This window comes from Thalassospira profundimaris WP0211 (assembly GCF_000300275.1).
Taxonomy (GTDB): Bacteria; Pseudomonadota; Alphaproteobacteria; order Rhodospirillales; family Thalassospiraceae; genus Thalassospira; species Thalassospira profundimaris.
In genome coordinates this window covers 728,828-744,138 of record NZ_AMRN01000001.1, presented here as the reverse complement: position 1 = coordinate 744,138, position 15,311 = coordinate 728,828, and the positions used below count along the sequence as shown (strand labels likewise).

Sequence of the window (15,311 nt, the reverse complement as noted above, 5' to 3'; positions counted from 1 at the left end):
ATGTTGATGATTAGACAATGTAAAAACATTAACAATGGAAGTAATTCAAAAATAAAAACACTTTCGAATTACTTCCGGACAACGAGCAAACCTGCGGGAAGAAAGAGGCGTTCGGAAAAATTGTTCAAGAACAACGTCTTGTTATCTTCCCCAATACGAAATTTGTGTCAGGGCAATCGCGCCTTGGCATCAACTCTCGCTTGGGACCAGATAACGGATCGAAACTCATGACCGTCACTCATCTTGAACTGGCAAATACCGTCGAGCGGATCTATCGGCGGTTTGCGGATTTGTTACGGGTAGATCTCATTCGACTCGGAAAGGATGACATCAGCCCGGCGCAAGTGGCGCTGCTTTTTACCATTGGCGAAGATGAACTCTCGGTGCGCGATCTTCTTGATCGTGGCCACTATATGGGTTCAAACGCGTCTTATAATCTTAAACAGCTCGCGGAATCGGGTTATGTCGAACGTCAGGTCATGGCGCGGGACAGGCGTTCTGCCCGTTTGAAATTGACCAAAAAGGGCCATGAACTCTGTCAGGCATTGCACGAATTCCACGAAGAATATCACGACGCCCTGACCAACAATCTTGAAGACCAGCAGGAGATGGAAACAGCGCTGCGTACGTTGCGCAGACTGGAAGAATTCTGGACACAGACCCTCAGATACGGGGGTGTTCCCATTAATGGGTCCGTCGCCGTGCAGGAGGCACGAAACAGACGATGAAAATTGTCCTCGTTCATCGTCATGGACCGGGACAGTTTGTACATCTTGCCTGCCATCTGGCCGATGCCGAATGGCAGGTTTCCTTCCTGTGCGAAGCAATGAATGTGCGCCTGCCCGGTATCCGGACACTCCGCCAGCCTGTCACAGCCCCACCGCCTGCCATACCGTTTGCGCAATATCATCAGGATGTGGGACTTAAGGCCGCCAGAACCCTTGAAAGCCTTGTGCGCGAAGAAGGCGCACCGGACATTGTTTACGGCCATATCGGTTGGGGCAGCATGATGTTCGCCCGCGACGTTTTGCCCAAAACACCCCTGATCGGTTATTGCGAACATTATTATCACGCCATCGGGCGCGACGTCGGCTTTGATCCGGATGATGAGATCACGCTGGCGAAACGCGCGCAGCTTCGCGTGCGTAATGCGGCCCAACTGACGACACTTGATCAGCTTGATGCCGCGATCAGCCCGACCAAATGGCAGAAATCGGCATTTCCAGCGGCCTATCACCACAAGATCGGCGTTTGCCATGACGGGATTGATACCCACCGTTGCCAACCAAATCCGAACGCCAGCCTGACCTTGCCCGATGGGCGGGTCCTTACCGCGCGTGATCAGGTGATTACCTATGTCGCGCGCGATCTTGAACCCTATCGCGGGTTTCCGACCTTTATGCGTGCAGCCGCCAAACTGGCCCAGCAAAACCCCGATGCGCAGTTCGTGATCGCCGGGGGCGATGGCGTCAGTTACGGACAGGCCCGAAAGGACGGGCGGACTTGGCGTGATGTGATGATGGCAGAAACGCAGATTGATCCGTCACGCATCCACTTTCTGGGCCAGATCCCCCATGACCAACTGATCCGGATGTACCAGATCAGTTCGTTGCATGTTTACCTTACATATCCGTTTGTTTTGTCGTGGTCGGTGCTGGAAGCCATGGCGTGCGGTGCGCCTGTGATCGCCTCGGACACAGGCCCGTGTCACGACATGATCCGCGATCGACAGAACGGATTTCTGACCGATTTCTGGGACAGTGATGCACTGGCAATCAAGATGGCATTCTGTCTTACCCATCGTGACGACCTGACACCCCTGCGTGAACGGGCCCGCAAGACGATCCTTAATCACTTTGACCTTCGACGGTGTTTGGATCGGCAAACGACCCTGATCGAGAATATGGCGTCTGGCAGAAAAAGCCGATGACGGCATCATATGCCAAAAGCAAAGCCAAAGATGAAACTTACGTCACCTTTGGCTTTTGCATATCCGCTTCAAGCTAAATTAGATGATTACTTAACCAGCACATCAGACGAACAGTAATCACATCGTCATTTGTGGCAGACCGAAGCCCTGTTCAAGCACCTCGCCAGCGGTCAGGCAGATGTCTTCGCGCCAGGGAGCGGTGACGAGCTGAACACCCGAGGGCATGTTGTTTTCGACGCCGGAGCAGATCGAAATCGCCGGAAGACCCAGCAGCGGGATTGCGATTTGCGGCAATTGTGCGTTCCACAGGCGGGTCAGGGTTGCGGGACCTTCAAGGTCCTCGTCCTTGCGGAACGGCAGTTCGGCCGAAACCGGCATCAGGACGACCGGATAGTTTTCAAGGAACGCCCGCCAGGCGCGAATCAGGGCGGAGCGGCGCAGGAAGAGCTTACTAAACGTGTCCTTATCAATCGCGGCGGCGCGATCGGCATAGTGTTCGAGAAGGGCTATCGCGCCCGGATCGTCTTCGGCCCGGGCGGCTTTCAGTTTGGCTTCGTGATCGTCCGAAAGCCAGAGGTCGATCTGAAGATCGACGGCCTCGCGGATTTCGGGGATTTCCGGGGTTTCGACTGTCCAGCCTGCGGCGCGGAAAATCTCGGCGGCACGTTCGAGATCGGCCAGGATGCGCGGATCGGTGTCAATGCCCCCGGGGTGGGTGACAAGTGCAACACGCTTGGCAAAATCGGAGCCGCGTAGCGGCATCGGCACACTCCAGGGATCATCAGGGGAATAACCAGCCATGCCTTCAAGCCCGAGCCTAAGGTCATCAACCCTGCGTGCCAGCGGCCCTGATACCGCCATCAATTGTGCGCCAATCGGACGATCACCGCCAGTCTGGTTAAACATCGGAATGCGTCCATGGGTCGGGCGCAATCCCTGAATGCCGCAGGCATAGGCCGGATAGCGCACCGAGCCCGCAATATCCGTACCATGACCGATATGCCCCAAGCCCGCCGATGTGGCCGCACCCGCCCCGCCCGATGATCCACCCGGTGTAAGGGCCGGGTTATGGGGATTAAGCGTCGTGCCATGCACCTTGTTGGAGGTAAACCAGCGATAGGAAAAAGCCGGTGTGTTGGTGCGACCAATCACAATCGCGCCCTTGCTGCGCATATTGCGCAAAAACGGGCTGTCTTGGGTTGCGATCAGATCGGCGGCCAAGGTCGTGCCATTGGTGGTGGCATATCCCGCCTGATCGGAGATGACCTTGATCGTGACCGGAACGCCCGCCAAGGGACCAACCGCATCCCCGGCCTCGATGCGGGCATCAAGCAGCTCTGCCTCTTGCATGGCGTCATCTGCGCAATCCTGAACGATGGCGTTGATGGCCGGATTGACCCGTGCCACGCGATCAAGCATTTGGCGAATGACCGAGGTGGCGCGCATTTCGCGACTTTTGATGCGGCGGGCCAGTTCGCGGGCAGACAGGGAATTCGGATCGCTGGTCATGTGGGGCGCTACCTTGTTGATTGGGGTTAAGCTGTCATCGGCTCGGACTGAAGCTGGTTCCGGCGGATCGACAGAACGGTCGCCTTTGGTTCGCAAATGCTGGCGACATGGGGGGTGACGAAAACCTTGGGATGGTGCCAAAGCGGATGTCCGGCCGGCAGGGGTTCGGTTTCAAACACATCGAGCGACGCACCCGACAAATGCCCACGATCAAGGGCCTCAACAAGGGCGGTTTCATCGACCTGCCCGCCCCGACCGAGATGGATCAGGGCGGCACCCTTTGGCAGTTTTGCGAGATTTTCTGTGCCCAAAAGCCCCTTGGTCTGATCGGTGAGCGGCAACACATTGATCAGAATGTCGCTTTGGGCGAGAAAATCATCGAACGCGCCATCGATATAATGCATTACCCCGTCTTCGGGTGGCTTTGGCGCGGATCGGGAATAGCTTGCGACCGGATAGCCAAGCGCCACCAGTGCCCTTGCCACCGCGCGCCCCATCAGACCAAACCCCAGAACTCCAATGCGCTTTGCACGCGGTGATAGGCCGGTAAGCTGGCGTTCCCAATGCGCGATTTTCTGATTGGCCAGAAGATTGCCCATATTGCGATGGTGCCAAAGCACGTGGAAGGTGGCAAAACCGGCCATTTGAAGCGCCTGATCCGGGTCTTCCACCCGATGGATCGGCACACCCGGCGGCAAGGACGGGCATGCCATGATGGCATCAATACCGGCCCCCACCGAATAGATCGCACGCAAATTCGGATAGCGCGTAAACGCGTCAGGCGCCGGGACAAAGGTGACCATGAAACTGACGTCTTCGGGCCGGTCAATCTCGCCCGGCAGACGCAGGTCCAGTTCGGGTGCCAAGGCATCGAAATGCGGGCCGTAAATGCCCCGCAAATCGATTTTGCTACAAGACAGAACGCCAATCATGCTGGCACTTCTTCGGTTTGCGCCCAGTCCGCACCGGGCACGGCGGCGAGAAGTTGACGGGTATAGTCCTGTTTGGGCGACAGGAAGATTTCATCGACCCGGCCAATTTCAACCAGCTTGCCCTTTTGCATCACCGCGATGCGATCGCAAAGCTGTGCCGCAACCCGCAGATCATGGGTGATGAACAGGATCGACAAAGACAGGCGTTCGCGCAAATCGCGCAACAGATCCAGCACCTGTGCCTGGATCGACACATCAAGTGCCGAGACGGCTTCATCGGCAATGATCAGTTCGGGCTCCATGGCAAGTGCCCGGGCAATGCCGATGCGTTGACGTTGCCCGCCGGAAAATTCGTGCGGATAGCGCATGGCGGCATCGGCACCAAGGCCGACAATTTCAAGCAGTTCCTTTGCCTTGGCCTGGGCCTTTTCCTTGGGTACGCCACGGTTGATCGGGCCGTCGGTCAGGGCACTCATGATCCGTTGGCGCGGATTAAGCGACGCATAGGGATCCTGAAAAACCATCTGCACCTTGTTGCGCTGACGGCGGAGTTCTTCCTCGGACAGTGCGGCAAGATCAACGCCACCAACCATGACGTGACCACCATCCGGCGTCACCAGCCGAACTGCCGTGCGGCCCAATGTCGACTTTCCCGACCCGGACTCGCCCACCAGACCAAGCACCTCGCCACGCGCCACGGTGAGCGAGACATCATCGACCGCATGAACTTCGCGGACGGGCTTGAACAATCCACCACCCGTCCGGAAAGTTTTGCGTAGGTTTTTAATTTCAAGCGCAGGTGTATCGCTTAGTTTGCGTGCATCCGGAAGTTTTCCGGTTGGAATGGCATCGAGCAAGCGTTTGGTGTAGTCGTGCTGCGGGTTATGAAGAACCGATGCCGCATCACCACGTTCAACGACCTTGCCTTCGCGCATGACAATCACCTGATCGGCGATTTCGGCAACCACGCCGAAGTCATGGGTGATGAACATCACCGCCATGCCACGCTTTTTGCGCAGATCAAGAATAAGCTTCAGGATCTGTGCCTGGGTGGTGACATCAAGGGCGGTTGTCGGTTCATCGGCGATCAGGAGCTTGGGTTCCAGCGCCAATGCCATGGCAATCATCGCGCGTTGGCGTTGTCCACCGGAAAGCTGGAACGGATAGGCCCGGATGATTTTTTCCGGATCGGGAAGCCCGACTTCACGGACAAGGTCCAATGCGCGTTTGCGGCGTTCGGACTGGGTATAAAGACCGTGTGCGGCGAACACCTCGGAAATCTGATCACCGATGCGCATCAACGGGTTGAGTGCGGTCATCGGTTCCTGAAAGATCATGGCGATCTGGGCACCGCGCAGGGCCTGCTTTTCAACTTCGGGCAGGCGCAAAACATCGCGGGCTTCAAACATGGCCCGGCCTGATTTGACCTCGACCCCCTGGGGGAGCAGCCCCATCAGGGCATTGGCCGTCATTGACTTGCCAGAGCCGGATTCACCGACCACGCAAAGGATCTGTCCCTTGTCGATGTCAAAGCTGACATTTTCGACCGCGAAGGGGCGATCTGCACCCTCGGGCAGGCCGATTGTCAGCCGTTCAATTGTCAGTGTCGCACTCATGCTTTGCCCTTTCGCGACAGATGCGGATTGAAGGCATCATTGAGCCCCTCACCGATCAGGTTGAGCGCCAAAACGGTGATCACGATGGCAATGCCGGGGAAGAAGCTGAGCCACCAGCTGGTGCGGATGACGGTGCGGGCAGCCCCGATCATATAGCCCCATGACATTGAGTTCGGATCGCCAAGGCCAAGGAACGAGAGCGAGCTTTCAAGCAGGATCGCGGTCGCGACCATCAGCGACGCCATGACAATGATCGGGGATACCGTGTTTGGCAGCACCTGCTGGATCAGGATGCGCGGTTTGGAAAGACCGGCCAGACGTGCCGCATCGACAAATTCACGGGTGCGTACCGACATGACCTCGGCCCGGACAAGGCGAGCGACGGGCGGCCAACTGACGATGGCAATCGCAATGGTGATGGAGGTCAAGGTTGGCTCAAAGATCGCCACCAGCACGATGGCCAGGGCGAAGTTCGGGATGGTTTGGAAAAACTCGGTGAAGCGCATAGCACCCTCATCGACATAGCCACCATAGAACCCGGCCAACGCGCCCAACGGCACACCGATCAGCAAGGCAACCACGGTCGAAACCAGCCCGACCAGAAGGGAAACCCGCGCGCCATAGGCCAGCTGTGCGGCCACATTGCGGCCCAGTGTATCTGTGCCCAGGGGCAAACCATCAACGGCAAAGGGGGCGAGGAACGGGCGTTGAACCATTTGCCAAGGCCCGTCGGAGAAGATCAAGGGGGCGATCAAGGCGATGACAATCACCGAGATCAGCAAGACGACACCGATCATGGCGCCCATATTGCTTCTGAAACGTTTCCACATGTCAGCTACGGGCTCCGATACGGGGATCGACAATGCGATAGACAATGTCGGTCACGATGTTGAACAGAATGACCATGGCCGCCGAGACAAGGAACACGCCCAAAATCGTGTTGTAATCACGTGCAGCCAAGCTTTCGAACATCAGGCGTCCAATACCGGGCCAGGCAAAGACCGTTTCGGTCAGAACCGCCCCGCCGACAAGTTGACCGGCCTGCAAGCCAGCCAGGGTCACCACCGGCAGAATGGCATTGCGCAGGATGTGACGACGGCGAATGACCGCATCCGACAGGCCCTTGGCCTTGGCGGTTTTGACGAAATCAAGCTGCGAGACTTCGAGCATGGATGCACGCGCCATGCGCATATAGACCGCGGTAAAGAACAGGCCCAGCGTCAGGGCTGGCAGGATCAGGTGGCTGCCAATATCAAGGACGCGTTCCAGACCGGTATAATTGGCCCCGACAGTTTCGTAGCCAAAGCCCGGCAGCCATCCAAACCATACGGAAAACACCAGAACCGCCATAAGGGCCAGCCAATAAAGCGGGGTCGCATAAAATAAAAGCGCCATCGTGGTCAGGACGGTATCAGACGGTTTGCCAACGCGTGCGGCGGCGGCAACCCCAAAGGCAATACCCAAAACCAGCGAGACGACAAAGGCCGTTAATGTCAGCAACAAGGTTGCAGGCAACCGATCGGCAATAAGTTCGGCAACAGGCGCGCCCTGGCGGAAGGAATAGCCAAGATCAAGTTGCACAATACCGGCGACATATTTGCCAAGCTGGACATAAAGCGGCTGATCGAGGCCAAAGCGTTCGCGCAGCTGTTCGATCATCTGTTCGTCAGCGGCACCGGCTTCACCGGCCAGCACGACAGCCGGGTCGCCCGGCGCGGCATGGATGAGGAAAAAGTTCAGAATCGCAATGGCCAACAAGGTCAAAATAGCCTTGGATAGCCGCGACACCACGACAGCGAATATGGTCATAGGTCCCCGTAGCATCCCGTATTTGAAATCCCGCCTAAGCGCGGGCAATCAGGAAAAGAAGGGAGCGGACCGGCAACCGGTCCGCCCGCAATGTTACTTCTTGATCCAGGCGTTACGTGGACCGTCATTGATACCGATGGCCGTGGTCACCAGATCGTTGACATTGCAACGGTAGATCGTCGGGAAGGTCAGTTCCTGCATCCACGCGACCGGAACGTCATCGACGATTTCCTTCTGGATTTCGGCATAGGCTGCTTCGCGTTCTTCGGGTGTTACCATCGTCGCAGCAGCGGCCCATTTTTCATCGAGTGCCAGGTTTTCATAGCCTTCGACGTTGTTCCACGGGCTGCCTTTCTTGATGCGGTCGGCGGTATAGTTGCGCGAAACACCAAGGGCCGGATCACCGTACTGATAGAGATAGGTGAAGGCCATGTCGTAATCCCACTGGGACGTTTTTTCGTTCCACCCAGCGACATCAGAGCTGTCGATTTCGGCATTGATGCCGACTTCGCTGAGGTTCTGACGGACGGCCTCGGCCCAGCGCTGCCAGGTTTCACCATATGGCAGCGGCAGGATGCGGACAGGTTCGCCGTCATAGCCCATCTCGGCCAGAAGTTCCTTGGCCTTGTCCGGGTTGTGATCATAAATGGTCACGTCATCGGAATAGAAATTGGTGCTCGACGCAATCGGACCGGTCGCAACTTTACCAAAGCCGTTCCAGACCACATCGCGCATGAATTCACGATCCATGGCGTACATTACGGCCTGACGGAACTTCTCGTTGGCGGTCGGACCTTCGCGGTTGTTAAGCCACATCCACGCCAGCGGTGCGAGGAATTCCCAGCCCTTTTCGGTGACACAAACACCATCCATTTCGGCCAGACGCGGGATATCCCAGTTTTCAACCGAACCGCCCGGAAGGACATCAACCTCGCCGGTCTCGAACGCCACCGCACGGGCAGCCGCATCCGGGATCACACGGTAAAAGACTTCATCCAGATAGGGCAGGCCATCGACATAGTAGTCCTCGTTCTTAACAAGATGGATGTGGCTGCCCTTGACCCATTCCTTGAACTTGAACGGACCCGTGCCAATCGGGGTGGCGTTTGCCGGGTTGTTGGCAAAGTCGGTGCCTTCGTAGATGTGCTTGGGCACGATCGGCATGGTGCCGTTTTCAAAGGCGTTGATGAACGGACCAAACGGTTCCTTGAGTTTGAAGACAACCGTCATCGGATCCGGGGCGGTGATGCTTTTGACATAGGCGAGTGACGCACGCAGACGCGCATGGGTTTCACGCAGGAAAACATCGGCGGAAAAGACAACGTCATCGGCGGTGAAATCTTCGCCGTCATGCCATTTGACGCCTTCATTGAGCTTGAAGGTGTAGGTCAGACCGTCGTCGGAGATTTCCCAGCTTTTGGCCAGGCTCGGCATCGGGTTCAGGTCGCTGTCATAGCGCAGCAGGCTTTCATAGATATCGCCTGCGACCAGCTGGGTCGGGCCATTCTGCACGAGGCCGAGCATCAGTCCCGGTGGTTCGGGCTGAACAACGATATCAAGCCGACCGCCAGCTTCCTGTGCCGCCACTGGCGAGGCCAGGGCGGCGGCGATGAGAAAAGTAGTCACCTTTAAATATTTCATAGCATTCCCTGATTGTGTTTTGCATTTAGGTTCTTGTTTTTATTGGTGTTACGCACGTTTTGTTTAGCCAAAGGCCACAGGCGTGACCCAGGTGCACAGGTTACCCGAGGTAACCCGGGGCGCTGGCATCAAGCCGGCGCAGTTGGGCGGCCCATTCCGGGTCTGGTTTGCCCTTTTGTTCATAAGCATCATACATCGACTGGTATTGGGATGCGGTGTGCTCGGCAACGTCATGGCCCAGCACAACCGGGGTCAGGCCCATTCCCAGCGCGGCCACTTGTGCCTTGCAGGAGCGTTCAAGGTTCAAGGCAAGCTTGACCGCCTCGGCCACCGAGCGCCCCAAAAGCAACGTTCCGTGATTGCGCAGCAACATCACCGACTTGTCGCCGAGATCGGCAACAATGCGGGCGCGTTCCTCAAGATTAAGCGCAATGCCTTCGTAGTCATGGAAGGCAATCCGGTCGTAAAACTGTGCCGACCACTGATTGAGCGGCAGCAATCCTTCCTGATTTGATGAAACCGCCACACCCGCGACCGTGTGGGTATGGAGCACACAAACTGCATCGTGGCGCGCCATGTGAACCGCCGAATGGATGGTAAAGCCCGCGGCATTCACCCCCGCACCATAGGGGTCATCAATCACGGCACCGGTTTCATCGACGGTTACCAGATTGGCCGCAGTGACTTCGTCAAACCGCAGACCAAACGGATTGAGCAGAAAGCGTTGCTCGCCCCCCGGTCCGGATGGAAGCCGTGCGGAAATATGGGTGTAGATGCCGTCATCCATGCCCTCGAGCGCGATCAACCGATAGGCCGCAGCCAAATCGCGGCGGATTTCGGATATCGATTGATCTCTCATAGCATCGCGCATTAATGCCGCCCTTTCGTTATGTCGCTTTTTTGATTGCTTCAAGGCTGCGGGATGATCCCGGCGCAGTCAAGTAAATTGTCGACAATCTACAATTCGTTGCCTAGACTGACCGGAGTCATGCATCTTTCTTTGGCGTCTGTTGCGGGCTTAATTCAAAGAATTCAAATCCACCTTCTGCGGGCTTACATATGACACAGACACAGCCGTCCTCCGGCTTCCAACAGATTGATCGTGAAGGGCTCGTCCAGCGGGTTGCCAAGTTGCTGAGCAAAGCAATCATCAGCGGAAAGCTTGCACCGGGTGCGCGGTTATCCGAATCGGTCGTCGCCCGCGAACTGGGAGTCAGCCGGGCACCGGTCCGTGAAGCGGCAAGGTTGCTTGAAAGTTCGGGACTGGTGAGGTCCGAACCGAACCGGGGATTTTTTGTGCGTCAGGTTTCGATAAAGGCGCTCAATGATCTGTATGAGTTGCGACTGGCAATCGAGACGGCCGTGGTCGAACGTCTGGTGCAGAACTGGAACGACGAGATCGAGGAGGCCCTGAGCGCACAGGTCGCCGAGCTTCACCGGGTTGCCACCGAAGAGGCCGATATTTTCACCCAGGTCGAGGCCGACATGCAGTTTCACCGGCTGATGTGTACTGGCAGCGACAACCCGAAATTCCTGCAGGTGTTCGAACAGGTCGCCATAGAAACCGAGTTCAGCATCATGCTGATCGGGCAGCTGTATGACGACCCGACCCGCATTGCAGAAACACACGAACCGATTCTTGAAGCCCTGCGGGCACGCGATGCCACCAAGGCCGTTTCGGCGATCCGCTACCACATTTCGGAGGCGCAACGCATCGTGATCGATCAGTTCCGCCTTCTGGAAGAAGGCAAAACGTCGACATGAAATGCTTCTACGCCCCTGAAACCGAAACACACGATCCGATTTTTCGCCTGACCTATGGCAAGATCCAGCGCAATGCCGAACAGGCCGAGCGCGCCAAGCTTTTGCTGGCTGGTCTTGATGCGCTTTCCTTGTCGGTAACCGAACCCGGACGCGCCCCGATGGCAGCGCTTGAAACCGTTCATACCAAGCGGTTTTTAAAGTTCCTCGAAACCGCCTGGGATGAATGGCAAAAACAGCCTGATGCAGGCCCGGAAGTCGTCCCCAACGTCTTTCCGCGTGCCGCAACGTCATCCTATCCACACACCATTCTGGCCCGGGCGGGCTGGCATATGGGCGATACGTCTGCGCCGATTGGCCAGTACAGCTGGCAGGCGGCCTTGCGCGCCGCCGATTGCGCCATTGCCGCAACCGATGCCGTGCTGGCGGGTGATAACAAGGCCTATGCGCTGTGTCGGCCGGCGGGCCATCACACCAGTGCCGAAATTGCCGCCGGTCATTGTCTGTTGAACAATGCCGCGATTGCGGCCGCACGCCTGCGGACCGCACATGATCGCGTCGCCATATTTGATATCGATGTCCATCACGGCAACGGCACGCAGGATATCTTTTATGATCGTAACGATGTCCTGACCGCCTCCATCCATGCCGACCCCACGGACTATTACCCGTTCTTTACCGGCTTTGCCTATGAGACCGGATCGGGCGATGGCGAAGGATATAACCTTAATCTGCCCCTGCCTCGCACCACCACAGACGCCGCATGGCTTGCCGCAATCGATACTGCCCTTGACCGTATTGCCGAATTCAATCCCGGTGCGCTGGTTCTCAGCCTTGGGCTGGACACCCACGAAGACGACCCGTTGCTTGGCATGAAAGTCAGTTGGGACGGACTGCGCCGTGCCGGTGAAAAAATTGCTGCGGCGGGCTATCCGACAGTTATTGTGCAAGAGGGTGGATATCTGACACCATCGCTGACCACGTCGCTGACATCTTTTCTTTCGGGTTATTTGGGCGCAAAAATACCCGCACTTGAGAGAAACTGACCCGCATCAGCCACCAATGGCGGGTTTGATCGCAACCGCATATACTGCAGAACAAAATGGCCGCCCCATATCAGGGCCTCATCATCAGAACGGGAGTTTCACATGAACCATCGGCCGAATTCGCTCCACATGTCCGACATCGCGCATTCGATGCATCCATACACCAACATGCGACTGCACGAAGAAAAGGGCCCGATGATCATGGCCGAGGGCAATGGCGCCCGCGTCACCGACAGCGAAGGCAAGGAATATATCGAAGGTCTTGCCGGGCTTTGGTCGGTTGCGGTTGGCTTTTCTGAAACCCGTCTGGCCGATGCGGCCTATGCGCAGCTCAAACGCCTGCCCTATTACCACAGCTTTGCCCACAAGGCGCACGAGCCATCGATCCGTCTGGCCGAAAAGCTGGTTGAAATGACGCCCGAGGGCCTGAACCGCGTGTTCTTTACCAATTCCGGCTCGGAAGCCAACGACACCGTCGTCAAGATGGCCTGGTTCCTTAATAACGGTTTGGGCCGCCCGGAAAAGAAGAAGTTCCTGTCGCGCACCAAGGCCTATCACGGGATTACGATTGCCTCGGGCTCGCTGACCGGGCTTGCCGGCAACCAGAAGGACTTTGACCTTCCGGCCATTCCGGTGACGCATCTGAGCTGCCCGCATTTCTGGCGTTATGGCGAAGAGGGCGAGACCGAGACCGAATTCACCGCGCGCCTTTTGAAGGAACTTGAAGATACCATCATCGCCGAAGGCCCGGAAACCATTGCGGCCTTTATCGGTGAACCGGTGATGGGTGCGGGTGGTGTGATGACGCCGCCGGAAGGCTACTGGCCGGGTGTGGTGGAAATCTGCCACAAGTACGACATTCTGGTTGTTTCAGATGAAGTCATTAATGGTTTTGGCCGGACCGGTGCCCGTTTTGGCTGTGAAAAATACGGCTTCACGCCAGACATTCTCGTGACATCCAAACAGCTAACCTCGTCCTACATGCCGCTTGCCGCGATCGTTGTGAATGACAAGGTCTATAACGCGATTGCTGATAACACCGCCAAGCTTGGCAATTTCGGCCACGGTTTCACCGGCACAGGACATCCGGTTGCCTGTGCGGTTGGTCTGGAAAACCTCAACATCATCGAAGAACGCGATTTGATGGGCAATGCCAAACGCCTGGAGCCGATGTTCCAGGATGGCTTGCGCGCCTTTGCCGATCATCCGCTGATTGGCGAAATTCGCGGTGTTGGCCTGATTGCGGGCCTTGAGATGGCAGACAAGAAAACCAAACAACCGTTTGGTAAACCGGGCACGGTTGCCGCCAAGGTCGTGGCCCTTGCCGCCGAGGAAGGGCTTATTTGCCGCAATGTCTATGACACGGTTGCACTCTGCCCGCCGCTGATCGTGACCGAGGATGACGTGCGCGAAATCCACGCCCGTCTGGGCCGTGCGCTTGACCGGGCGCTCGATTGGGCCAAGTCCGAAGGGATGCTGTGATCTGAGAATCGCTGTGCAAAAGTAGCGTGCAAAGCGCACCAATGACAAAGCCGGAGATGGGAAATCCATCTCCGGCTTTGTTTTTCTTGGCGTGATCTTACAACGTCATTGTGAATTGACGCATAAAACTGGAAGCGTAATTGCAAAACACAATGCGAAATTCGTCGTTTCATGACGCATTAAATTCTGTTCAAATGACAAATTAAATCATAATTTTTTACCGTGCGAATAATGTCTTTTAATGTCAATTACTTGAGGGAAATGTTTCTCTCGAGAGTTACGACAAGATTCTCGATTTTTGTGTCGATTTAAAAAAGTTTGAACTACGTAAAGACGATGAGGCACGGCTAACCGGCACAGGTTCGGGGGAGAAGTTATTGGAAACTCAGAAGGCATCCAAGGATGAGCTGTTTGTCCAGCTTGTGTACGCCGTAGCCGCCGCAGTTGGATTTGCATATATAGCTGCTCTGATTGTCACCTTAGCATCGGGGCACCGAGAACCTCTTGCCGAGCATCCAGGTATTACCGCGCTCCTGTGCCTATTGTCAGGCATCGCATTGGCTAACCTATGTAGGCATCGATCTGCGCGCTTCTGGAAGGTTGCTGATCTGGTATGGATCGTCACATTTGTGCCATCTCTCACGATGACAGTTTTGCTACATCAACAGCAGGAAACTCAGCAACAGTTTGATCGTCTTATCGAGAACACCGTCGAGGCGAACATCAACAGTACGGAATATTGGCAGTTGTTCCGTAGTCAACATTGTCCGGCGACCGAAGAATTATATGTCGAGGTCTGTACCATTCTCGACAACTTTGGTTCTTGGCTCAAAACATTTGCGACGACGACAGAAGATTATCTGATGTTAGTTGCTGATAACAATGAAACTAACGAAACACCCTTCATACTTGGTCGCTCAAGAGCCTATTTTAGCAAGTTAGTTGATCGATCGGCTCAATTGATGCAGCTGGAAGGAGACGCAAGTAAATTAGTTTCCAAAATCAATGCCGAACTTATCCAAATTGGAATACCTCCGATCACTCTTCCAAAGACGGTAGAGTTGTACAGCAACGATCTCTTCATTGTTGGCGACTTTTCGTGGTCTTATACATGGTTTTCCTCGAAGTTATCACTCAAAGAAAGTCACCATGAGAAAGAGATCAATCAACTAAAAAAAGTTGGTGAATTGTATAACCTTCTCGTAGACATCTGGAGCACAAAGTTAAGATTAGAATTTTTGATGAATTACTACGAAGCGAAGCTTGATGGTAGTGTTCCTAACATCAAATTCCTCCCGTTGATCATCGCCTGTTTCGCCTTCCCGTTCCGAGTTGGCAAATCGATCTATGAAATTGCAGCCAAGAAGGAAAGCAAGAATGCGTCTGTATCGACTTGAACCGACCATTGAATCTGTCGGTGATGAAGACTGGTCGGCCAGTATCCACAAACCACTTGTCTATGTGGAGGCCGGGTCAGACAAGGAAGCTTACTGTAAATACACGAAAGCCCGCGAAAATGCGGGCTTCGGAAAGCGGGCAACGAATGCTATCGTTGCGTCGCAGCCGTCAGAGTGACGACATACCA

14 protein-coding genes are annotated in these 15,311 nt (G+C 55.8%); 7 read left to right on the top strand and 7 right to left on the bottom strand.

Annotation, left to right across the window (positions count from 1 at the left end; genetic code table 11):
* The first annotated feature begins 227 nt into the window (after window positions 1–227).
* Window positions 228–728: a MarR family winged helix-turn-helix transcriptional regulator gene (locus TH2_RS03355; protein WP_008888987.1), complete on the top strand. Its 501-nt coding sequence runs from the start codon at window positions 228–230 to the stop codon at window positions 726–728.
* Entirely contained in the window at window positions 725–1,930 is a 1,206-nt protein-coding gene (locus tag TH2_RS03350) for a glycosyltransferase (RefSeq protein WP_008888986.1), read from the top strand. Before TH2_RS03355 ends, TH2_RS03350 begins: the two co-directional genes overlap by 4 nt.
* A gap of 117 nt (window positions 1,931–2,047) precedes the next feature.
* On the opposite strand, the gene TH2_RS03345 is transcribed toward TH2_RS03350, so the two are convergent.
* The 7 genes from TH2_RS03345 to TH2_RS03315 form a co-directional block, all read right to left on the bottom strand.
* Window positions 2,048–3,439, bottom strand: a complete 1,392-nt coding sequence (locus tag TH2_RS03345; protein ID WP_008888985.1) for an amidase family protein — start codon at window positions 3,437–3,439, stop codon at window positions 2,048–2,050.
* A gap of 26 nt (window positions 3,440–3,465) precedes the next feature.
* Window positions 3,466–4,371 (bottom strand): 2-hydroxyacid dehydrogenase, encoded by a 906-nt coding sequence (locus TH2_RS03340; protein ID WP_008888984.1) that lies wholly within the window; start codon window positions 4,369–4,371, stop codon window positions 3,466–3,468.
* Entirely contained in the window at window positions 4,368–5,987 is a 1,620-nt protein-coding gene (locus TH2_RS03335; RefSeq protein WP_008888983.1) for an ABC transporter ATP-binding protein, read from the bottom strand. Before TH2_RS03335 ends, TH2_RS03340 begins: the two co-directional genes overlap by 4 nt.
* Entirely contained in the window at window positions 5,984–6,817 is an 834-nt protein-coding gene (locus TH2_RS03330; protein ID WP_040822295.1) for an ABC transporter permease, read from the bottom strand. The genes TH2_RS03335 and TH2_RS03330 overlap by 4 nt, the downstream gene beginning before the upstream one ends.
* Window position 6,818: 1 nt before the next feature.
* Window positions 6,819–7,796, bottom strand: coding sequence for an ABC transporter permease (locus TH2_RS03325; RefSeq protein WP_008888981.1), 978 nt, complete (start codon window positions 7,794–7,796; stop codon window positions 6,819–6,821).
* Between the two features lie 93 nt (window positions 7,797–7,889).
* On the bottom strand, window positions 7,890–9,422 hold the full coding sequence (locus TH2_RS03320; RefSeq protein WP_238538653.1) for an ABC transporter substrate-binding protein: 1,533 nt from the start codon (window positions 9,420–9,422) through the stop codon (window positions 7,890–7,892).
* Between the two features lie 115 nt (window positions 9,423–9,537).
* Window positions 9,538–10,296 carry a class II aldolase/adducin family protein gene (locus tag TH2_RS03315; RefSeq protein ID WP_040822292.1) on the bottom strand — a complete coding sequence of 253 codons (759 nt, stop codon included), beginning with the start codon at window positions 10,294–10,296 and terminating at the stop codon, window positions 9,538–9,540.
* Between the two features lie 200 nt (window positions 10,297–10,496).
* Between TH2_RS03315 and TH2_RS03310 the strand changes: the two genes are divergently transcribed.
* The 5 genes from TH2_RS03310 (at window position 10,497) to TH2_RS03290 (ending at window position 15,301) form a co-directional block, all read left to right on the top strand.
* Window positions 10,497–11,201: a GntR family transcriptional regulator gene (locus tag TH2_RS03310; RefSeq protein WP_008888978.1), complete on the top strand. Its 705-nt coding sequence runs from the start codon at window positions 10,497–10,499 to the stop codon at window positions 11,199–11,201.
* Window positions 11,198–12,244, top strand: coding sequence for a histone deacetylase family protein (locus tag TH2_RS03305; RefSeq protein WP_008888977.1), 1,047 nt, complete (start codon window positions 11,198–11,200; stop codon window positions 12,242–12,244). Before TH2_RS03310 ends, TH2_RS03305 begins: the two co-directional genes overlap by 4 nt.
* 102 nt (window positions 12,245–12,346) lie before the next feature.
* Window positions 12,347–13,726 (top strand): aspartate aminotransferase family protein, encoded by a 1,380-nt coding sequence (locus tag TH2_RS03300; protein WP_008888976.1) that lies wholly within the window; start codon window positions 12,347–12,349, stop codon window positions 13,724–13,726.
* Window positions 13,727–14,103: 377 nt separating this feature from the next.
* A complete protein-coding gene (locus TH2_RS03295; protein ID WP_008888975.1) occupies window positions 14,104–15,123 on the top strand; it encodes a hypothetical protein in 1,020 nt (339 codons plus the stop codon).
* Window positions 15,104–15,301: a hypothetical protein gene (locus TH2_RS03290; RefSeq protein WP_008888974.1), complete on the top strand. Its 198-nt coding sequence runs from the start codon at window positions 15,104–15,106 to the stop codon at window positions 15,299–15,301. The genes TH2_RS03295 and TH2_RS03290 overlap by 20 nt, the downstream gene beginning before the upstream one ends.
* The last annotated feature ends 10 nt before the right edge of the window (window positions 15,302–15,311 follow it).

Bases quoted from the DNA above. Each gene is read 5' to 3' on its own strand.
- TH2_RS03335 (WP_008888983.1), bottom strand. From the start codon at position 5,987: ATGAGTGCGACACTGACAATTGAACGGCTGACAATCGGCCTGCCCGAG.
- TH2_RS03330 (WP_040822295.1), bottom strand. From the start codon at position 6,817: ATGTGGAAACGTTTCAGAAGCAATATGGGCGCCATGATCGGTGTCGTC.
- TH2_RS03340 (WP_008888984.1), bottom strand. From the start codon at position 4,371: ATGATTGGCGTTCTGTCTTGTAGCAAAATCGATTTGCGGGGCATTTAC.
- TH2_RS03355 (WP_008888987.1), top strand. From the start codon at position 228: ATGACCGTCACTCATCTTGAACTGGCAAATACCGTCGAGCGGATCTAT.
- TH2_RS03300 (WP_008888976.1), top strand. From the start codon at position 12,347: ATGAACCATCGGCCGAATTCGCTCCACATGTCCGACATCGCGCATTCG.
- TH2_RS03310 (WP_008888978.1), top strand. From the start codon at position 10,497: ATGACACAGACACAGCCGTCCTCCGGCTTCCAACAGATTGATCGTGAA.
- TH2_RS03290 (WP_008888974.1), top strand. From the start codon at position 15,104: ATGCGTCTGTATCGACTTGAACCGACCATTGAATCTGTCGGTGATGAA.
- TH2_RS03305 (WP_008888977.1), top strand. From the start codon at position 11,198: ATGAAATGCTTCTACGCCCCTGAAACCGAAACACACGATCCGATTTTT.
- TH2_RS03350 (WP_008888986.1), top strand. From the start codon at position 725: ATGAAAATTGTCCTCGTTCATCGTCATGGACCGGGACAGTTTGTACAT.
- TH2_RS03345 (WP_008888985.1), bottom strand. From the start codon at position 3,439: ATGACCAGCGATCCGAATTCCCTGTCTGCCCGCGAACTGGCCCGCCGC.
- TH2_RS03325 (WP_008888981.1), bottom strand. From the start codon at position 7,796: ATGACCATATTCGCTGTCGTGGTGTCGCGGCTATCCAAGGCTATTTTG.
- TH2_RS03315 (WP_040822292.1), bottom strand. From the start codon at position 10,296: ATGAGAGATCAATCGATATCCGAAATCCGCCGCGATTTGGCTGCGGCC.